Source organism: Bradyrhizobium sp. LeoB3, from assembly GCF_055456055.1.
The window spans coordinates 32,130-52,980 of the sequence record NZ_JBVBEF010000050.1 but is presented as its reverse complement, the minus strand read 5'-3'; the positions used below and the strand labels follow the sequence as shown (position 1 = coordinate 52,980).

Below are 20,851 nucleotides of genomic sequence, written 5' to 3'. Positions count from 1 at the left end.
AAGCCCGCGCATGACGCGACGAGACTGTTCCTCCATGCTCATCCACTTCGAAACCCAATCGGACCTCGAAGACGCGATCAAAACTCTTGTGAAGCAGGACAAGCGGCTGAGGCCAGTCCTGGAGATCACCGGCATGCCGGCGCTGCGGCAGCGCGAGCCGGGCTTTGCCGGGCTTGCCGCGATCGTCTGCGGCCAGCAGCTTTCGACCGCGAGCGCCGCGGCGATCTGGGGCCGGGTCAGCAAGGCATTCGATCCCTTTCATCATGATGCGATCAGCAAGGCGCGCGCCGACCGGCTTGGCCGGCTCGGCCTGTCGGCGGCGAAGATCAAGACACTGAAGCACATCGCGCGCGAGCTCGCCGCCGAGCGGCTGAACCTCGACGTGCTCGCGAACGAAGACGCCGACATCGCCCACAACACGCTGACCGCGCTGCCCGGCATCGGACCATGGACCGCGGACATTTATCTATTGTTCTGCCTCGGCCATGGCGACGCCTGGCCGGCGGGCGACCTCGCCGTGCAGGAAGCGGTCAAGATCGGGCTGGGACTGAAGGAACGGCCGACGGCAAAGCAGATGGCGCCGCTGGCCGAGCCCTGGCGCCCGCTGCGCGGCGCCGCGGCGCATCTGTGGTGGGCTTATTACCGTGTGCTGAAGAAGCGCGAAGGCGTGATTGCAGGCGCGAAGTAGGACGTATCCCGTCATGCCCGTGTGCGTGCACACGAAATTTAATCAAATTGCGATCTATGATCGACCAAAACCGAAACTGTCTTGGGCTACCTGTGCGTCAAATTGGACGAACCCACCATGACTTGGTTTTCGATCTTTGTCGCTTTGATCGTTTTCTTTTTCCTCAGAAGAGCCCGGAAAGAAAGTGATCTAGACCCGATATTGTGGAAATGGTTCGTTGCGTCGATATGGATCGTCAGCATCACTTTCTTCCAAGCTCTTGAACTTCATCGATATCTCGAAGGCTCGTCCTATCGTCCATTCTTTGGACTTTACGCTGGCGTCCTGTTTGCCGCGGTAACTTGGCTTTCAGCAAGACTGTTCGCCAATCTTGGCCGCCGCTGACATCGACGCAGAGGATTGTCCCTGCGTGCCACGACTAACACAGCCTGCGTCAAAGTTTGCGGCTGTCGTAGGCCCAATGGAGCAACGCTTGGCGTTGCCGTGGCCTGCACGTCAGGTCACCGGGTCCGCAACTGCGCTTGATCTGCGCGACATGTCGCCGGATCGCTTTCCAGCGCCTGATCTGCCGCGCATCCTCCATCGATATGCGACGGCCCATGTAATAGCGGCAATACCACTGAAACCAGCCGCGGGGATCGTCGGGGTGGATCCATCCTTTCTGTCGCCACACCGAAAGAGGCTGGCTCGCGTTGACGCCGAAGTAGTTCAGCGAGCAGTCGCGTCTCGAAGGGGAAAGTCGGGCGCCGGCAAACCAGCTCGCCGGGAATTCCTTGCGGCAGTCCGTCATGTACTTGCCGCAGAAGATGCCGAGGGCCAGCAGCTGCTTCGGCGTGAGTTCGGGACGGAACTCCGGATCGAAATTGCGTCCGGCAGGTTCGGTAAGGACGTAGCGGTACCCGCGCTGCATCTTGTCGTTGACTGTAACGCTTACAGAGCGTCGGCGCATGATTGTGAGCCTCATGTCCTTTGACAAGCGCGGCGGCCGGCGAAAGTTCTCTGGACTGGCCCGTAGCCCGGGTGAAGCGCCAGCGTAACCCGGGACCGATCGTCAATGTTGATGCAGATGTCCTGGGTTGCGCTGCGCTCCACCCGGGCTACGGGGCACTAGCCGCGCAGCCTGATGCGGTCTTCGCGGGCACAGGCGGTGACGAAGCTGGTCACGGCTCGGACGGCGGGCAGCTCGATCAGGTCGGGATGCGCGAGCAGCCAGAGGTCGGAGACGCTGCCGAGCTTCTGCGGCGCGACCCGCACAAGGTCAGGGCAGCTCTCGGCGACGAAGCAGGACAGCGCCGAGATGCCGAGCCCGGCGCGCGCGGCGGCGAGCATGTCGCCCTGCGAGGAACAGCGCATCACCAAAGTCCCCTCCCGGGTGATGAAATCGCTCCAGCGCGCCAGATGCGCGTTCGATGCCTGGTCGGCAAACCCGATCACGCTGTGCCCGCGCCACTCCTCGCGCCGCTCCGGCAGCTTGCGCCGCGCGGCATAGTCGCGCGAGGCGTAGAACCCGGTGCCGAGCCGGCCTATTCTGCGCCCGATCAGGTTCTCCTCGCCGGCATCGACCGGCCGCAACACCACATCGGCCTCGCGGCGGCGCACGCTCGCCGGAAACGGATGGGTGATGATCTCGAGCTGGATATGGTCGTGGTCGCGCAGGAACGGCCCCAGCCGCGGCATCAGCCAGTGCGCGGCCATCGTCGCGCCGATCGACAGCTTCACGACGCCTCGAGCCTGTTCGCCGGTTGCGGACGCCGCGGCCTCGGCGCGCAGCGCTGCGGCCGCCATGGCGTCGGCATGCTCGCGAAACTTGCGGCCCTGCGAGGTCAGCGACAACCCGTCATTGGAGCGCGCGAACAGGCGGGTGCCGAGCTGCTTCTCCAGCGCCGCGATCTTGCGGCCGATCGTCGGGTGGCTGGCGCGCAGGCGGCGTGCGGCGCCGGCGAAACTCCTGGTGTCAGCGACGGCGACGAAGGTCTTGCACAGGTCCCAATCCATCCGACTGCCTCTCGGTGTCGATAGCCCCGTTCATTCCTGATAGATCGACCGTTCAATATTGAACGTCACCATCGCCCCGTCCAGTCCTATATTGACAGCGTCAAGATCAAGATAAGGTGCCGCAGGCGCCGGGAGGACCAGACATGCCGTTGCCAGGCTCGCTCGCCAACAGTCTCGAATTACCGGTGGTCGGTTCGCCGCTGTTCATCGTGTCAGGGCCCGATCTCGTGATCGCCCAGTGCAAGGCCGGCATCGTCGGCTCGTTTCCGGCATTGAACGCCAGGCCCGCCGAGAAGCTCGACGAATGGCTGACGCAGATTGAGGACGAGCTCGGCGAGTACAAGGCGCGAAATCCGGACAAGAAGGTCGCGCCTTACGCGGTCAACCAGATCTGCCACGCCTCCAACGACCGGCTGATGCGGGACATGGAAACCTGCGTGAAGCACAAGGTTCCTGTCATCATCACCTCGCTGCGGCCGCCGTCGGAAATCGTCGAGGCCGCGCATTCCTATGGCGGCGTGGTGTTTCACGACGTCATCAACGTCAAGCATGCACGGAAAGCCGCCGAGCAGGGCGTCGACGGCCTGATCCTGGTCTGCGCCGGCGCCGGCGGGCACGCCGGCACGCTGTCGCCGTTCGCGCTGGTGCGCGAGGTCAAGCAATGGTTCAAGGGCACCATCCTGCTGTCGGGCGCGATCTCCGACGGCTGGAGCATCGCCTCCGCGCTCGCGCTTGGCGCCGACCTCGCCTACATGGGCACCCGCTTCATCGCCACGCAGGAGGCCAATGCCGATCCGCGCTACAAGCAGGCGCTGACCGAACATGCCGCCCACGACATCGTCTATTCGAACCTGTTCACCGGCGTGCACGGCAACTACCTCGGACCGTCGATCGTGGCCGCCGGTCTCGATCCGAACAATCTGCCTGTTGCCGACAAGTCGACGATGAACTTCGGCTCCGGCGGCAACATGAAGGCCAAGGCGTGGCGCGACATCTGGGGTTCGGGCCAGGGCATCGGCCAGATCGCGGACATCCCGCCGGTCGCCGAACTGGTGGAGCGGCTCAAGACGGAATTCACCGAAGCGAGCAGCGATTTCCTGAGACGCGCGAGCGCGTGAATTCACCTCGCCCCGCTCTTCGCGGGGAGAGGTCGAAATTCAAGCTGCGCTTGAATTTCGGGTGAGGGGCTGCCTCCGCGAATGTCTCTGTCATCGTATTCGCGGAGAGAGCTCCTCACCCCAACCCTCTCCCCGCAAGAGCGGGGCGAGGGAAAGGCGCGATCAAGCGCCCTCAATTCAGAATAAAAATCTTTAGTCATCGGGAGAGAGACCATGAAGCTGCGGCACGCATTGGCCGTTCTGTTTACCTTGGGCGCGATCGCAACGGCCTTCGCCGAGGACAAGGAAGACATCCGCATCGGGCAGACCCTGCCCTATAGCGGTCCGCTGTCCGGCTTCGGCATCATCGGGCGGACGCAGGAAGCCTTCTTTGCCAAGGTCAATGCCGAAGGCGGCATCAACGGCCGCAAGGTGAAGTTCATCACGATGGACGACGCCTACTCTCCGCCCAAGGCGGTCGAGCAGACCCGCAAGCTGGTCGAGCAGGAAGAGGTGCAGATGATATTCGGTTCGCTCGGCACCGCGACCAACAGCGCCGTGCACCGCTACCTCAACGGCAAGAAGGTCCCGCAACTGTTCCTCTTGAGCGGCGCCACCAAATGGGCCGACCCGAAGAACTTTCCCTGGACCATGCCCGGCATGGCCGCCTACGAATCCGAGGGCGTCGTCTATGCCAAATATGTGTTGCAGGCCAAGCCCGACGCCAGGATCGCTATCCTCTCCCAGAACGACGATTTCGGCCGCGACTATGTCGCCGGCTTCAAGCGCGCGCTCGGCCCCAAGGCAGCCAGCATGATCGTCGCGGAGGCGAGCTACGAGACCAGCGCGCCGACAATCAGTTCGCAATTGGCGACATTGAAGGCCTCCGGCGCCAACGTGCTGTTCGCCGTCGTGCTTGGGAAATTCACCTCGCAGTCGATCAAGGGCGTGGCCGAGCTCGGCTGGAAGCCCGAACTGTTCTTCGTGCCGACCTCGGCCTCCTCGACCTCATTCCTGGAGCCGGCGGGACTGGAGAATGCAGTCGGCCTGATCTCCTCGAGCAATCAAAAGGACACGATGGATGTGCAGTGGGCCGATGACGCAGGTGTGAAACAATATTTTGCGTTCATGAAGCAGTATCTGCCGAACGCCGACCTCAACAATTCGAACTACGCCGCCGGCTACCACTATGCGACGCTTCTGATGGCCGTGCTCAGGGCATGCAAGGACGATTTCAGCCGCGACAACATCCTGCGCCAGGCGACGTCGCTGCGCGAGGTCAAGCTGCCGCTATTGTTGCCGGGAATGACCGTTACGACCGGTTCGGATGATTATCTGCCGTTCCAGCAGTTGCAGTTGCGGCGCTTCAACGGCAAAAGCTGGGTCGCTTTCGGCGAGATCCTGGACGACCGCTAGGCCTGTCGCAAAAGATTGAGGATGTGAGCATGATCATCAGCGGTGAACGCCGGATCGGCTATGGCGAGATCAACGAGCGCGTCGCCCGCGCGGCATCCGGGTTGCGCGCGCTGGGCGTGCGTGATCGCCGGCCGGTCGCGATGATGCTGCGCAACGATTTCGCGCTGTTCGAGGCGGTGGCCGCCTCCGCCGCGCTCGGCAGCCCAATCGTGCCGATCAACTGGCACCTGAAGGCCGAGGAAGTCGCGTATATCCTCGCCGATAGCGGCGCAGACGTCCTGATCTGTCATGCCGACCTGTTGCCGCAAATACGCGACGGGCTGCCCGCCGGGCTCAAGCTTCTGGTCGTAGCGACGCCGCCCGAGATCGCCGCGGCCTATGGCGTCTCGCCGGCGATGGCGCAGGTACCCGACGGCCTGACCGACTGGGACCACTGGCGCGACACGCATCCGCCCCTGGCCGATGCCCCGATCGGCGCTTCGCCGATGTTCTACACCTCAGGCACCACGGGCCAGCCCAAGGGCGTGCGGCGCAAGCCGATGCCGCCCGAACTGCAGGCCGCGGCCGCCCGCGTCAGCGCGATCGCCTACGGCATCAAGCCGAACGACAACCAGATCGTTCTGATGAACGGGCCGATGTATCATTCGGCGCCGCACAGCTACGGCATGCTGGCGTTCCGCAGCGGCTGCACCATCGTGCTCGAGCCGCGCTTCGATCCCGAGGATCTGCTGCAGCTCGTCGAGCGCCACCGCGTCACCCACATGCACATGGTGCCGACGATGTTCGTGCGGCTGCTGCGGCTGCCGGAGGAAACGAGACGACGCTACGACGTCTCCTCGTTGCGCTTCATCATTCACGGCGCCGCGCCCTGTCCGCAGGATGTGAAGCGCGCGATGATCGACTGGTGGGGACTGGTGGTGAACGAGTATCTGGGCTCCACCGAGACCGGGATCCCGGTCTGGCATTCGGCGGCGGAGGCGCTGGCAAAGCCCGGCACCGTCGGCCGCGTGATCGAGGGCGGCATCGTAAAGATCTTCCGCCCCGACGGGACCGAATGCGACGTCAACGAGCCCGGCGAGATCTTCATGCGGCAGACGGCAATCCCGGATTTCGACTATCACGGCAACGCCAAGGCGCGCGCCGACGCCGGGCGTGAAGGCCTCGTCAGCGTCGGCGACGTCGGCTATCTCGATGCGGACGGCTATCTGTTCCTGTGCGACCGCAAGCGCGACATGGTGATCTCGGGCGGCGTCAACATCTATCCCGCCGAGATCGAGAACGCGCTGATCGGCATGGAAGGCGTGCGCGACTGCGCGGTGTTCGGCGTTGCCGACGACGAATATGGCGAGCGGCTGTTCGCCTGCATCGAGCCCGAGCCGGGCGCGACGCTGTCGGTCGCCGCCGTGCAGGATTTTCTGCGCAGCAAACTTGCCAACTTCAAGGTGCCGAAGGACATCCAGTTCATGGACGCGCTGCCGCGCGAAGCCACCGGCAAGATCTTCAAACGCAAGCTGCGCGATCTGCATCGCGAAGGCACGCTCCGCGCAGCCGTTTGATGCGGCCGAGGCAAATGCGCTCTCACGCCTTTTCACGTGTGCGTTAGGAACGGCTTCGCCGCCCTTTCGCAGCCTCCATCCGCTCCCAACCTAGCAACGTTGTTTCATGCGTTGCCAATGGAGCGCGATCGGCGTGACGAAGTTCGGTCAGGTGCGCTGGGCTCAGAAGGATGGCAGCCCGCCGACGACGTCCCAAGCGGACGGCCCGGCAGGCGAAAGCGGCGTGCGGGTGTTCCGGGCGCTGTTCGACGGCGGCGCGCATTTCAGCGCCACACCGGATCAGCACCTCGTCTTCCTTCAGATGTCACCCCATCTGCAGCTCGATTGCCGAATAGCCGGACGGCAGCTTCGGCACGAGACGACCCACGGCGCGCTCGCGATCTGTCCGGCCGGCATTGACTCGTCCGCCGACGCCGACGGCACCGCCGATATGCTGCTGGTCGCGGTCAAGCCGACCCAGCTTGCGCTTGCGGCCGCGGAAGATTACGCGCTCGAAGCAGAGCTGCCGGAACGGCTGTCGGGGTACGACCAAATGCTTCAGCAGGCGGCGCAGTCACTGGCCGCGGAGAGTGCGCAAGGCTATCCCAATGGTCCGCTGTTCTGGAGCGAAGCCGCGAGCCGCTTCATCGGCCGCCTGGTGTCCAACTATACGTCGACGCCGCGACGCCCAGTTCGCGGCCGGCTCGGTCAACGCGCGCTGCAGCGGATCAGAGACTATGTGCTGATCAATCTCGCCGAGCCGATCGAGGTCGCCGATCTGGCCGCACTCGCCGGCCGCAGCTCGTTCCATTTCTCGCGCGTATTCACTCGATCGGTCGGCATGACGCCGTATCGCTACGTGGTCCATCTCCGCCTGCAGGCGGCGGCGCGGCATATGCGCGAAGGACGAATGGGTCTCGCTGAAATCGCTGTCGACACCGGGTTTGCAGATCAGAGCCATTTGTCGCGATGGGTCCGACGCGTGTACGGCGTCGCGCCCTCCGAGTTTGTCTGAGCGAACCAGCAAAACCGCAGGAATCTTCACGAACGCAGGGCCCGCTTCTCCGTAAATCGGCAGACACGCCGAGCACTCCGCTCGCGCCGATCACAGGAGAGTGAAGCCATGTCTGCTACGATCGATGCCGCCGTTTACGGCCTGAGCGAGGACTTGCCTGGGCTGGTGTCATTGCCCGGCGATGATCGCTATGCGGCGGCGACCAGTATCTGGGCCAAGCAGGTCGGCGTCGCGCCCGGTGCGGTCGTGCATTGCCGAACCGCTGGGGATGTCCAGGATGCAATCCGGGCTGCGCGCGAGCGCGAGCTGCCACTGTCGGTCCGCGGCGGTGGCCACGACTGGGCGGGCCGCGCGCTCTGCGACGGCGCGGTGATCGACCTGTGCGGCATGCGCAGCGTCGCGCTGAGTGCCGACCGCCGCAGCGCCTCGATTGCGGGCGGCGCCCGCGCCGCGGATGTCATAGCTGTCACCGATCCACACGGGCTGGCGGTGGTGGCGGGATCGGTTTCGAGCGTCGGGATCGCCGGACTCACGCTCGGCGGCGGCTATGGTCCGCTGATCGGACGCTTCGGACTGGCGATCGACAACATGCTCGCCGCCGAGATCGTGCTGGCCGACGGCCGCATCGTGCATGCCGACAGCGAGAGCAACGCCGATCTGTTCTGGGCGCTGTGTGGCGGCGGCGGCAATTTCGGCGTGGTGACGGCGATGCGTCATCGCGTCCATGAACTGCCGAGCGTCCATTCCGGCATGCTCGTCTATCCCTTTTCCGAGGCCCGCGCGGTGCTCGAACGATGCAGCGCATTGATGGCGTCGGCGCCGGACGAGTTGACGGTGCAGCACACGCTCATGGCCGATCCAAGCGGCGCCGTGATGGTCCTGGTCATTCCAACCTGGAGCGGCCGGCCGGAGGAAAGCGAAGCGAGACTTCAGCCGTTCGCGCGGCTGGGAACGCTGCTCGCAGGCGGAATCGAACTGAAATCCTATAGAGCTCTGCTCGGGATGTTCGATCCCTACATCGCGAGCGGATTGCAGACCGTGATGGACAGTTGCTGGCTGCCGGCGCTCGACTGCGACGCCATCGACGTGTTCATCCACGCGATGGAAAACGCGGTCTCGCCGGGATGTGCGATCATCACCCACGAATTCCGCGGCGCGGCGTCCCGGGTCGCGGAGGCTGCGACGGCGTTCGGACTGCGTCGCGATCACCTGCTGGTCGAAATCCTGGCAAGCTTTCCGGATCGCTCCAACGCCAGCGACTGGCCGCGGCACCTGCACTGGACGCGCTCAACGCGCGAGCGCTTCGCCTCAGCGCTACCCGGCGGTTATCCGAACTTTCTCGGCAAGGATGAACTCGATCGCGCGAGACAGAGCTACGGCGGCAATGCCAAGCGACTGATGGAGATCAAGCGACGCTACGATCCCGACGACGTGTTCCGTTCCGCCATTCCGCTGCCGCGTTCGGCATAAGCGTTGAGGACAAGCATGCTGATTTCTATCGTTAGCACCACCGTCGCGTTCATTTTGACCGCCTTCAGGGCAAGAGGAGCGGCCCCGCGTCTGCCTCGGACCCACAATTTCAAACGGCTTGTCAGGCCGGTGTCCGCTTCATCGCAGCCGCCGGAAGCGAACAGCGTTTTAAACTATGTTGCTGTTGCAAAGCATCCATCGCCCAACGCAAAGATGGCGGCACGTCACGAGCCGGAGCCGCCGCCATGAAATCGACCGACTTCGTCGTCGCCCGCAAAGATCTCAAGCAATGCAAATTCATCGAGCAGACAGTGCCCGATGCCGCCGCGCTTCCAAGCGAGACGTTGCTGATCAAGGTGACGCGCTTTGCGCTGACCGCCAACAACATCACCTATGCGGTGCTCGGCGACGAGCTGAAATACTGGCAGCTCTTTCCTGCACCGGATGGGTTCGGCAACATTCCGGTGTGGGGATTTGGCGAGGTCATCGCCTCCCGCCATCCGAACGTTGCCGAGGGTGAACGGTTGTTCGGGTATTTCCCGATGGCGACGCACCTTGTGATCGAGGCCGCCGACGTCAGCAAGCGCGGCCTGCGTGACGGCGCCGCACATCGGCAGGGCGTGGCGCCGGTCTACAACGCCTATGCGCGCGTGAGCGGCAATTCCGCCTTTGCCGGACGGCAGGGCGACTACCAGGCCTTGCTGCGGCCATTGTTCATGCTGTCGTTCCTGGTCGACGACTTCCTCGCCGAGAACGGATTTTTCGGCGCGGAAAGCGTGATGCTCTCCTCCGCCTCCAGCAAGACCGCCTTCGGGCTCGCGCATCTCTTGCACTCCAGAGGCATCAAGGTGATCGGCCTGACCTCGGAGGCAAATACCAGCTTCGTAACATCGCTAGGCTGCTACGACGAGGTCATCACCTATGATCGCGTCGCGTCACTGGCTGCCGATCGACCGGCGGCGTTCGTCGACATGGCCGGCAACAGCGGCTTGCGCGAGGTGCTGCACCGGCATTTCGGCGCGCAGATGAAATATTCCGGGCGCGTCGGACTGACGCATCGCCGCTCATCGGAGAATGAGCCGGAACTGCCGGGCGCAAAGCCGAGCTGGTTCTCCGCGCCCGAGCAGATCCGCAAGCGTGCCAAAGAGTGGGGACCGGGCGGAATCGAGGCGCGCCTGGGCCCCGCATGGGCTGGCTTCGCGCCGAAGCTCGAGCAATGGCTTGAGGTGACCGAAGGTCTCGGCCCTGCGGCGGTGCGCATCGCCTATCTCGATATCCTGAGCGGCCGCGTGCCGCCGGAACTGGGGCTTATTCTCTCACTCTGGGAATAGCCGACATCCCGTCACGGTCTTTCTGCGGCCTGCCGAATAGGTATAGGCTGCACGGGAACACGCCGCGGAGACGGCCGTGATGGGAAACGCTCATGCTCGACAAGACCGACGACATCTCGGTGGCCGCCGACACTTGGCTCGCGCGATTCGAGGACGCACTTCGCAAGCCCGGCGACGGCGCGCTCAATTTCCTTTTTCTCCCCGATAGCTTCTGGCGCGATATACTGGCGCTGAGCTGGAACATCCAGACCATCGACGGCGCGGACGCCATCATTGCCGAGTTGAAGCGGCATGCGGGCCGCGCGGCACCACGCCGCATTGTGATCGATCCCGACCGCCGCGCCCCGCGCAAGGTGATGCGGGCCGGCACCAATGCGATCGAGGCGATGTTCAAGTTCGAGACCACGATCGGTCGCGGCAGCGGCATCGTCCGCCTGATCCCTGACCCTACCGACGGCAACGCGCTCAAGGCCTGGACGCTGCTGACCGAGCTCGGCGAGCTCAAGGGCTTTGAGGAGCAGCTCGGCGTCAACCGCCCCCGTGGTAACGCCTATTCGCGTGACTTCCGCGGGCCGAACTGGCTTGACCTCCGCAAGGCGTCGACCGACTATGCCGACCGCGATCCGACCGTGCTCGTGGTCGGCGGCGGCCAGAGCGGGCTCTGCATCGCCGCACGGCTGAAGCAGTTGCAGGTCGATACGCTGATCGTCGACCGCGAGGAGCGCATCGGCGACAATTGGCGCAAGCGCTATCACGCGCTGACGCTGCACAACCAGGTGCAGGTCAACCACCTGCCCTATATGCACTTTCCGCCGAACTGGCCGACCTATATCCCGAAGGACAAGCTTGCCAACTGGTTCGAAGCCTATGTCGACGCCATAGAGCTGAACTTCTGGACCAGCACCGAGTTCGAGGGCGGGCACTACGACGCGAACGAAGGCCGCTGGACGGTGACGCTGCGCGGCGCCGATGGCTCGAAACGCCAGATGCATCCGCGCCATGTGGTGCTGGCCACCGGCGTCAGCGGGATTCCGAGCGTGCCTGATATCCCCGGCCTGAAGGATTTTTCCGGCAAGGTCCTGCATTCCAGCGGCTATGACGACGGCGAGAACTGGAAGGGCAAGCGCGCCATCGTCATCGGCACCGGCAACAGTGGCCACGACATCGCCCAGGACCTCTAATCCAGCGGCGCCGACGTGACGCTGGTGCAGCGCAGCCCGACGCTGGTGGTCAGCATCGAGCCATCGGCGCAGCTCGTCTACGCGCCCTACAATGACGGAACGCTCGACGACAACGACCTGATCGCGATGTCGATGCCGCTCAAGCTGGGCCGCAAGAGCCACGCGATGGTGACCGAGAAATCGAAGGCGCTCGACAAGGACCTGCTCGAGGGCCTGACGCGCGTCGGATTCAAGCTCGACTACGGCGAGGATAACACCGGCTGGCAGTTCAAATATCTCACCCGCGGCGGCGGCTATTATTTCAACGTCGGCTGCTCCGATCTGATCGTCAAAGGCGAGATCGCGCTGAAGCAGTTTGCCGATATCGAGACGTTCGTTGCCGCCGGCGCCAGGATGAAGAACGGCGAACTCCTCCCCGCCGACCTCGTGGTGCTCGCGACCGGCTACAAGCGCCAGGAGGAACTGGTGAAGAAGCTGTTCGGCGCCGACGTCGCCGACCGCGTCGGCACGATCTGGGGCTTTGGCGAGGAGCAGGAGCTCCGCAACATGTACACCCGCACGCACCAGGCTGGCCTCTGGCTGATCGCCGGCGGACTGGCGCAATGCCGGATCGGCTCGAAGCATCTGGCGCTGCAGATCAAGGCGATCGAGGAAGGCCTGCTGCCGCGCGACGTCGGGCCGCGGGCGACGTTTGCGTAGTTAATGGCGTCATTCCGGGGCGCGAAGCGAACCCGGAATCTCGAGATTCCGGGTTCACGCTGCGCGTGCCCCGGAATGACATCCTGGGGAGACACACATGTCGACCATCCTCGGCTCCGGCGAGCATCGCTACCGCGTGGTGCAGAACTGGGCCAAGCTGCCCGACGGCTGGCAGCTCACCGACGTCGCCTCCGTCGCGGTCGACAGCAAGGACCGCATCTACGCCTTCAATCGCGGCGAGCATCCGATGATCGTGTTCGACCGCGACGGCAATTTCCTGCGGAGCTGGGGCGAAGGCCTGTTCTCCCGCGCCCACGGCCTGCACATCGACGCCGATGACAATCTCTATTGCACCGATGACGGCGACCACACCGTGCGCAAATGCGCAAGCGAGGGCAAGGTGCTGCTCACGATCGGCATCCCAGCTAAGCCCGCGCCGTTCATGAGCGGAGAGCCGTTCAACCGCTGCACCCACACCGCTCTATCGCCAAAGGGCGAGATCTATGTCTCCGACGGCTACTGCAACGCCCGTGTCCACAAATTCACGCCCGACGGCAAGCTGATGCGGAGCTGGGGCGCGCCCGGCACCGATCCCGGACAGTTCAACATCGTTCACAACATCGCGACCGATGCCGACGGCTTTGTCTATGTCGCCGACCGCGAGAACCATCGCGTGCAGGTGTTCGACGGCAACGGCGAATACGAGACGCAGTGGAACAATCTGCACCGTCCCTGCGCGCTCTGCTGTTGTGGCGGCAGGCAACCCAATTTCGTGATCGGCGAACTCGGTCCCGGCATGACGGTCAACCGCAAGGTACCTAATCTTGGACCCCGGCTGACCATCGTCGATGCCAAGGGCAATCGCATCGCGCGGCTCGGCGGCGAAACCGGCCCGGGCGTGGAGACCGGCAAGTTCCTGGCGCCGCACGGCATCGCGCTCGACTCCAAAGGCGACATCTATGTCGGCGAGGTCGGCGTCACCGACTGGAAGACCAGCTTTCCCGAGACCGAGATGCCGGCCGAGGTAAGGGTGGCGCGCTGCCTGCAGAAGCTGGAGAAGATTCCGGCGTAGCTAAAGCATGATCCGGAAAAGTGGGAACCGGTTTTCCGAAAAGATCATGCGCAAATTAAAGAGCCGCGATCAGACCTCGCCGATCACCTCGCGCCGGCGCTGCTCGGATTCCTCGGCATAGCGCCGCATCGCGTGCGCCTCCGTGAGGAGGCCGATCGGGCAGCGCTCCGCGCCCTCCTCGACCACGGCGAGCGATTCCGCTTCCGCGGCGTCGAACACGGCGATCGCTTCCTGGATGTTCATGGACGGATGCAGCACCACGTCGCTGTGGCGGAGGATGCCGGCGAGACCGTTGTGCATGTCGATATCGGGCGCATGCGCCTCCGCGATCAATGCCAGCCCGGCATAACGACCCTCGCTATCGACCGCGACCACCTGCGTCTTGGAGCCGAGCGGGAACTGCTTGCGGAACTGCGCCATTGGCATATCCGCATTCACCGTCGTCATATCCCGACGCATCAATTTGTCCACCGTGAGATCGCGGATCCAGCCGACATCGGCGGCGCTGCGGATGGTCTCGCCACGCAGATGCAAGCGCCAGGTCGCAAATGAATAGCCGAACAGTTCCCGCGTGATCATCGTGGAGATGATGACGGAGACCAGCACCGCCGTGGTGAGCCAGAGATTGCCGGTCGATTCCAGCGCGATGAAGGACATCGTCAGCGGTCCGCCGATGACCGACGCCGACAACGCGCTCATGCAGATCACCGCATAGACATCCGGATCGAGTTGGAGGCCCGGCCACAACATGTCGCAACCGGCGGCGAACAGCCGGCCGCCCAATGCGCCCATGAACAGCGTGGCGAAGAACAGGCCGCCGCGAAATCCGCTGCCGAGCGAGACGATCGAGGCCATCGCTTTCAGGAACAGCACGCCGGCCATGAAGGCGAACGGTATCGACACTATGCTGCCGAGATGCAGCGCGCCATGACCCGAGGACATCACCTGCGGCGTCAGCAGCGCCATCAGTCCGACCGCGAAGCCGCCAAGGGCCGTACGCAATGGCGGCCAGAGCCCTGTCTTTCCGAGCAGCGTCTCGCACAGCGTGACGCCGCGCATGATGGCGATGCCGAACAGCGCCGCCAGCACGCCGAGCAGCGCGGCGATGGCGAGGTCGCGCCCCAGCACGTCGCCGGCGGCATCGACGCCGACCCCCAGCGTCAGCACGCTGAAGGAATGGGCGACAAAATAGCCGGCAACCGCGGCGACCCCGACCGGCGCCAGGCTCGCGGGCGTATAGCCGCCGATCACAAGTTCGAAAGCATAGAAGGCGCCGGCCAGCGGCGCGCCGAAGGCGCCGGCGATCGCCGCCGCCGCTCCGCATCCGACCATGATGCGCTGGTCGATGCGCCGCAGGTGGAAGGCGCGGCCGACCGAAGCTGCGATGCCGCTGGAGAGCTGCGTATAGCCCGCCTCGAGCCCGACCGAGGCGCCGACGCCGGAGGACCAGATCGTCTGCAGCGCGACGATCACGCTGCCGCGGAACGACATCCGCCCGCCATAGAGGGCATTGGCCTCGATCGGATCAATCTCGCGCTTCGGCCGCCAGCGCGCCAGCGCGAGGAAGGCCAGGCCCAGCAATAGCCCACCCAGGCTCGGAACCAGCACGGCGCGCAGCGGATCGAGGCTGATCTGGCTGGAGAGCCGCTCGCCGAACGGCAGGTCGAACAGGGCCACGTGCAGGACCGAGACCGCGCCGCTCATGGCGGCCACCACCAGCCCACCGATGGTTCCGGTCAGCGCCGCCAGGACCACCAGGCTGGTTTCATGCGCGCGGACGAAGGCGCGCAGCCGGCGTGGTGCCTCGAGATAGCGGGACTTGGTGAGCATTGCAGAGGCCGCCGACGCAAGTGGTATCTGCGGCCTCGTTTACGGGCCTTGCAGGCGGGTGGCAATCACGGCGGGATCATGGCAGCGCAGAGCCGGATAAACGGCTCAATGCTCTTCACAATCCCGTCACGCTGCATGTAGTATGTCAGTACATGCTGCTTCGCAGCGATATGGAGGCCGGGAGCGTTACTTGAACGCACATGTCTCGCAAGGCGGTTGGCCGGTACTGGTCCTGAACGCGGACTTTCGGCCGCTGAGTTATTATCCCCTGTCGCTATGGTCGTGGCAGGACGCGATCAAGGCAGTCTTCCTCGATCGCGTAAATATCGTCGAGTATTACGACCGGGCGGTCCGGAGCCCCTCCTTCGAAATCCAGCTCCCGAGCGTCGTCTCGCTGAAATCCTTCGTCAAGCCGACCACGCATCCCGCATTCACGCGTTTCAACGTTTTCCTGCGCGATCGTTTCGCCTGCCAATACTGCAATTCGCCTGACGATCTCACCTTCGATCACATCATCCCGCGTAGCAAAGGCGGCCAGACCACCTGGGAGAATGTGGTCGCGGCGTGCTCGCCCTGTAACCTCAGGAAGGGCAACCTGACGCCGCAGCAGGCCAAGATGTTTCCGAAGCAGACGCCGTTCGCGCCGACCGTGCACCAGCTCCACCGCAACGGCCGCCTGTTCCCGCCAAACTATCTGCACGATAGCTGGCTCGACTACCTGTACTGGGACACCGAGCTGGATCCGTAAGGGATTGTCGGGAGTTTCAAGAACTCGCTGGGACTCAATTAAACGTCAAAATACCCAAAAAGGGGGAAGCAGGTGCGCCATGTCAGAGACGAGGGAAATCTTTGAACCCATCCGCGACATGGTCCCGGACGTTGCGAAGTGGTGGGCTGAGCGTCCCAAAAGACGTGCGGCCATGCATCGACCGGCGGCTTCTTCGCGTTTCATCGGTCAGCGGGAAACTCGTCACTAAGCAATATGAGACTTTTTCGACAGCATCGGCCCATTGAAGCTAGCGTTTGAAGCTAGCGTTCCACCTAAGGAGCGTACCGGAAATAGATGGCTTTTTGGGGAGGCTCAGGATAGCCGCGAATTTCGGCTAGCCTCGGTGGTGGAGCGCCTGTTTCAAGAAGAATTTTGAGATCGTTCAAAACGTTTCGTGTTGTAGCGAACGCGTTATGATTGAGCCCAAACAGCTCATCACCGATAGCGCTTACGTCGATTGTCGAGACCGATGCGACAACGATCGGTCCCGACGCGGGTACATCCCCAGCACGCGGAATATTTCCAGCAACTCGTTTCGAGAGCAGCAGAGCTTTATCTTTTGCGGATGCGTAGAGGGTTAGGCCTTTGGCGACTGTTGCCACCTTCGGGATAGCTTGGACAAACATGTCGCGATCAACATCGGGAGCTGCCATAATGAGTTGAGCGACGTCTGGCCGCGATCGTGTCGCCGCGCTATTGGCTAGCGCGTCCACAGCAATCAAGTTGCCCATGCTGTGGGCGAGAACGTCTATTTGGTCAAATCCAGCTTTCCGTAAGTCGGCTACAACGTGGAGCAACGCGTCACGTGAGCCTAGGGCGCTATCCTTGTCATACAGATAGTCGGCTATTTCCCCGCGAGACGGCCATGAGAACAGAACTGCTGTGTCCTGGTACTGAAGATCCCAGACTATTTGCGCTGTGCGAAATGCAGCATCCCGGAACTTCGTGTTGAATCCATGGACAAATATTAGCGCTCTCTTTTTCTTGGTTGAGGAAAGTGATTTGATCCACTGATCTTCGCTCGTTTTTGCGATGCTGCGTATCGTGAAGTGCATAGATGGATTGGGGCTGTCAGTTCTAAGTGTGAATCCAAAAATTTTGACGCTCGAAGGCAGCTCTAGTTTCCCGATCCGATGCCCCTCCGGCACGCGAACCCTAGCTGCGCCGAAACTGAGGCTCGCATTGCGTTCGCCCGTGTAGTCACCGACGACTGTCCAACCGTTTGCGCCTAGAACGAGAGCCCTATTGCCCTTAGAGTCCGACCTAGGACTTCTTTCTAAAGATACGGGCTGATCCGATTCTTTACGGTTGGTCGCATAGAAAAATTCTACGATGTTCGGTTGGTTCGACGGCGTGTCAATGTCGATGAAACCTATCGTCCCTGTTCGGGGCGCAGGCGGCCGAATTCGGAATGGTTCCTCCCATTCTTCGTCAGCTGCTAAGGTCACCGGTCTGTAATGGCGAACAGAAATTTCGTTGATTGACCTGTCGTCTATAGAAAAGTGCCAGTAGCTCTCGTAACGAGTGTGCTGGATCAAAAACGTCGCGCCCGTTTCGCCACGCCGCAGCTTTGCCTCGGACGCTGACAAACAACCGTCCAGCCTTTCGGAGAAACTGCTATAGGTCTCGATGAACTTTTTGCTGGCCTCCGGCGTAACAATCGCTGGCATTCGATCGGCCGCTCGATTTGAGAAAGCTTCGCAAATCTGAAGGACGATTTTTTCGTCAATGGCCGGTTGCGCTAAGCAACTCCCGAAGCTCATCGCGAAAGCAAAGGACCAAACAGCAAAGCATATCGACCAACACTGGGGCATGGCACTCCCCCGAAATGTCTTTGAAAAGCTCAGCTTGATACAGGCTGCGTGTTTTGGCAATCCGAAGTTATACAGATCTCTGCATCGGGTAGTGAACCTTACTTCCCGAGCGCACGCCAAGGGCCCGCTCCCACCCCCGACCCAAGCCTATTGCCTTGTGAGGCGATGAGCCATCGACCTAAAGGACGAAGCCCGTCCAAGCCGATGCGGAGTGCGCGCGGCTCAGTCCGCTGTGCAAACCTGCGTTTCGCCGGCGAAGACCCTTCCGCATCGTTATTTGTCGGGCGGTGGCAACGGCACGCGTTGCAGCTTCACCTCCGCCGTGCCGCTGTTGTTGCCGTAGAAGAGATTGAATGGCCCCAGGAACGGAAACACCTGGACGGCGTCGTTGACATAGAGGAACAACTCGCCGGATTCGGGCGCCACGAAGTCCGCCACCATCAGGTCCGCTAATCCCTGCGTGCGCCAGACCTCGTGCGCGGCCTGCAGCAAGGCCTGCGGAATCGGCTCGAAAGTTCCGAGCTTCGCGAGGGTGCGCCCCGACTCGTTGTTTTCATCCTTGAACGGCAGCACCTCGTCAAGCCGGATGGGCAGCGTCCTCTTCTCTGCCGCATTGCTGGTGCGCGGGAGGTCATCGGCCGGCACTCCATTGATGGCCTGTAGCGGCAGGTCGTCTGATCCTTCATCGCCGATACGTGCCACCGGCTGGAGCCAGTCCGCGCGGTACAGGCGGCGGATCGGCAGCGCCGAGAGATGACGAAACTCATCGTACCTGAATCCGGTCACACCGGACATGATGGTGCGGTCGAACCACGGATCGCGCGCCTTGATCCAGATGCGATATCGGCGGCCCTTTTCGACCCTAAGCCCGCTCGCCCAGCAGGGATTGCTGATGTCGAACAGCGCGCTCGCGGTCACTACCTGTTCGCCGACGGAAGCAGGTTTTGCCGTGCCGTCACAAAGCCCGCCGGTACCCACGCGCCAGTTGAAGTAACTGCGGCCGACCGCGAGCAGGGCGATGCTGAAGATAATCAGCAGGAACATGCCCGGGAATATCCCCTTGGTGAACAGCGTACGCACTGGCCCGGCATGCAGCCGCATGAAGCGGCCGATCTTCAGAAGCGGGCTGGCCTTGCCGACGTTCGGCACCGCGCGGTTCGGGTGATCCCATGCCAGCCGCGCGCGCTCCTGAATGCGGTCGCGCAATGACGCGTTCCAGTGCCATGCCGCAAGCACGAGTAGGACCAAGACGGTCGTCGCGAACGGGTAATAGATCGCGATGTTGAGCCAAGGTGCGACATAGGATGGCAGGAAGCCGCTGAGGAGTTTCGCGGTCGATCCGACTACGGCGCCGACGCCATCGTCTATCCAGCGGATGGCCGCGAGCGGAGTGGTGCCGCCGACGCTGACCGCGTCGAACGGCTTCGACAGCATCCCGACAGTCGAGCGTGCCACCCATGGCCAGGTGGCAAGCAGGGCAAGTCCGCCAAGCAGCGAGAAATACGCCACCCGTCGCCACCACACCGTGTCGAGCGCCTGGTCGGCTATCTCCGCATTGGGCGGGGGCATCGTCTCGAATGCGTCCGCGGCAATTTTTGCCTGGCCGTTGTGCGCTCGCGCGGTTCTTTCGTAAGCCGATTTCATCGCCTCCCCCGTCTTGGGCGCCGTGAGCGGCTGCGCCTTACCGTTCGTCAGCACCTTGGCGCTGGCAGGCAGCGTCACCGGCGCGTAGTCGTCGCAGCCGTGCAGCATGCGCTCGACGACGCCGAAATGTATGACCGGTGGACCACCGTCGGCTTTCGTTTCGGTGATCGGACGCGGGCCGTAGCGATACATCACCGCGGCGCCGCTGCGCGAATCGTGGATCGGCCCGATCGCCGACTGGTAAGCCCTGAAATGTTCGATCCGGCCCGGCTGGAAACGCAGCCTGTGCTCGATCTGTTCGACCATCCACACGAGCGGCACAAAGGACAGCGTGCCGTCCGGATAGCCGCCGCCGACATCGGAATGCACGCCGGAGAACCACACCTCTCTGATCTGCTCGGCACTCGCCGGCGCGCTCTGGTCGAAGCGGATCGGATGGAAGGTTGCGCGCTCGTCATCCAGTGACAGCGCATGGCGCGCAAGCTTGACCTTGTCGGACAGTTTTCGGTTGCGGAACGAGATCGGCCAGATCGCCCAGTCGATCGCGGTGCGCAACTCCTCGACCGGGACGCCGAACGCCTCCACCGTGTCGAACAGGCCAAGGAATTCGATCTCCACGTTGGTGCGGCCATCCATCGCCTTGCGGACATCGTCATAGGATCGGTGCCGCATGATGCGATGGTAGATGCCTAGCGCGAGATCGCGAACCGCACGCGTGATCCAGATCGTCGGCAGAGTCTTCCGCCACGGCACAGTCTTGCGGCGATACTCGCGCCAAGCCGCCATGGCGTTGCGCTGCATCTCGGCGTGCGTCACGGTCTCGCCCCCGATCGCCGCCGGCACCAAGCCTTGCGAGGCGATCAGGGCCGCAAGCGTGCGTGCGGTGAAGGCGCCCCGGCTGAAGCCGAAAATGTAGATCTCGTCGCCCGGCTCCCAATTCCAGCATAGGAAGCGATAGAGCTTGCGGACGTTGGACGGCACGCCGATGCCGGTGGCGCCGTCGATCGCCGCCAGCGGTGCCCAGCCCGCGGTACCAACGCCCTTGATGTAATGGGCGACCTGGTCGGGCCTGGTACGGTCGAGCGCCTCATAGAGGCGCCACACGTTGGATTCCTGCTTTGTGAATGCGTTGCCGGTGCCGTCCGCGAACAGCACCAGTTTGCGCTTTGGCCGCGGCACGATCGTCGTTGCTTGCGTTGCGCTGCGCTCATTGCTCCCTCTCACGGGAGCAGCAGTTGCATCTTGATCGTTGCCGAGCATTTTTCGCTCCACGCTAAGGACGCACGTGGCGGCGG

The 20,851-nt window shown here is 63.2% G+C and carries 15 protein-coding genes and 1 pseudogene; 11 read left to right on the top strand and 5 right to left on the bottom strand.

Features of this window, described 5'->3' with window-relative positions:
* The first annotated feature begins 34 nt into the window (after positions 1-34).
* Positions 35-688: a DNA-3-methyladenine glycosylase family protein gene (locus tag ACZXDY_RS27380; protein WP_028163783.1), complete on the top strand. Its 654-nt coding sequence runs from the start codon at positions 35-37 to the stop codon at positions 686-688.
* A 117-nt stretch (positions 689-805) separates the two neighbouring features.
* On the top strand, positions 806-1,072 hold the full coding sequence (locus ACZXDY_RS27375; RefSeq protein WP_464347650.1) for a hypothetical protein: 267 nt from the start codon (positions 806-808) through the stop codon (positions 1,070-1,072).
* Positions 1,073-1,121: 49 nt separating this feature from the next.
* Here ACZXDY_RS27375 and ACZXDY_RS27370 read toward each other — a convergent pair whose 3' ends face one another.
* The gene (locus ACZXDY_RS27370) at positions 1,122-1,637 is read right to left on the bottom strand and encodes a hypothetical protein (RefSeq protein ID WP_464347649.1); all 516 of its coding nucleotides are present in this window, start codon (positions 1,635-1,637) and stop codon (positions 1,122-1,124) included.
* A 158-nt stretch (positions 1,638-1,795) separates the two neighbouring features.
* A complete protein-coding gene (locus ACZXDY_RS27365; RefSeq protein ID WP_464347648.1) occupies positions 1,796-2,683 on the bottom strand; it encodes a LysR family transcriptional regulator in 888 nt (295 codons plus the stop codon).
* Between the two features lie 143 nt (positions 2,684-2,826).
* Here ACZXDY_RS27365 and ACZXDY_RS27360 point away from each other — a divergent pair, with 143 nt between their 5' ends.
* From ACZXDY_RS27360 to ACZXDY_RS27325, 8 genes and pseudogenes are all read left to right on the top strand, one after another.
* A complete protein-coding gene (locus ACZXDY_RS27360; RefSeq protein WP_464347647.1) occupies positions 2,827-3,801 on the top strand; it encodes an NAD(P)H-dependent flavin oxidoreductase in 975 nt (324 codons plus the stop codon).
* A gap of 213 nt (positions 3,802-4,014) precedes the next feature.
* The gene (locus ACZXDY_RS27355) at positions 4,015-5,196 is read left to right on the top strand and encodes an ABC transporter substrate-binding protein (protein WP_464347646.1); all 1,182 of its coding nucleotides are present in this window, start codon (positions 4,015-4,017) and stop codon (positions 5,194-5,196) included.
* A gap of 29 nt (positions 5,197-5,225) precedes the next feature.
* Positions 5,226-6,752 (top strand): acyl-CoA synthetase, encoded by a 1,527-nt coding sequence (locus ACZXDY_RS27350; RefSeq protein WP_464347645.1) that lies wholly within the window; start codon positions 5,226-5,228, stop codon positions 6,750-6,752.
* Between the two features lie 133 nt (positions 6,753-6,885).
* A complete protein-coding gene (locus ACZXDY_RS27345) occupies positions 6,886-7,746 on the top strand; it encodes a helix-turn-helix domain-containing protein (protein WP_464347644.1) in 861 nt (286 codons plus the stop codon).
* A gap of 108 nt (positions 7,747-7,854) precedes the next feature.
* Positions 7,855-9,216: an FAD-binding oxidoreductase gene (locus ACZXDY_RS27340; protein ID WP_464347643.1), complete on the top strand. Its 1,362-nt coding sequence runs from the start codon at positions 7,855-7,857 to the stop codon at positions 9,214-9,216.
* A 245-nt stretch (positions 9,217-9,461) separates the two neighbouring features.
* Positions 9,462-10,547: a DUF2855 family protein gene (locus ACZXDY_RS27335; protein ID WP_464347642.1), complete on the top strand. Its 1,086-nt coding sequence runs from the start codon at positions 9,462-9,464 to the stop codon at positions 10,545-10,547.
* 92 nt (positions 10,548-10,639) lie between these two features.
* Positions 10,640-12,427 (top strand): annotated as a pseudogene (locus ACZXDY_RS27330) (flavin-containing monooxygenase).
* Between the two features lie 97 nt (positions 12,428-12,524).
* The gene (locus tag ACZXDY_RS27325; RefSeq protein WP_464347641.1) at positions 12,525-13,499 is read left to right on the top strand and encodes a peptidyl-alpha-hydroxyglycine alpha-amidating lyase family protein; all 975 of its coding nucleotides are present in this window, start codon (positions 12,525-12,527) and stop codon (positions 13,497-13,499) included.
* 69 nt (positions 13,500-13,568) lie between these two features.
* Here ACZXDY_RS27325 and ACZXDY_RS27320 read toward each other — a convergent pair whose 3' ends face one another.
* Positions 13,569-15,329 carry a chloride channel protein gene (locus ACZXDY_RS27320; RefSeq protein WP_464347640.1) on the bottom strand — a complete coding sequence of 587 codons (1,761 nt, stop codon included), beginning with the start codon at positions 15,327-15,329 and terminating at the stop codon, positions 13,569-13,571.
* 190 nt (positions 15,330-15,519) lie between these two features.
* Here ACZXDY_RS27320 and ACZXDY_RS27315 point away from each other — a divergent pair, with 190 nt between their 5' ends.
* Entirely contained in the window at positions 15,520-16,077 is a 558-nt protein-coding gene (locus ACZXDY_RS27315) for an HNH endonuclease (RefSeq protein ID WP_027582737.1), read from the top strand.
* A gap of 293 nt (positions 16,078-16,370) precedes the next feature.
* Here the strand turns inward: ACZXDY_RS27315 and ACZXDY_RS27310 are convergent, their stop codons facing one another.
* Both ACZXDY_RS27310 and ACZXDY_RS27305 read right to left on the bottom strand, forming a co-directional pair.
* Entirely contained in the window at positions 16,371-17,912 is a 1,542-nt protein-coding gene (locus tag ACZXDY_RS27310; RefSeq protein ID WP_464347639.1) for an alpha/beta hydrolase, read from the bottom strand.
* A gap of 273 nt (positions 17,913-18,185) precedes the next feature.
* Entirely contained in the window at positions 18,186-20,816 is a 2,631-nt protein-coding gene (locus ACZXDY_RS27305; RefSeq protein WP_464347638.1) for a DUF2235 domain-containing protein, read from the bottom strand.
* Positions 20,817-20,851: the final 35 nt, after the last annotated feature.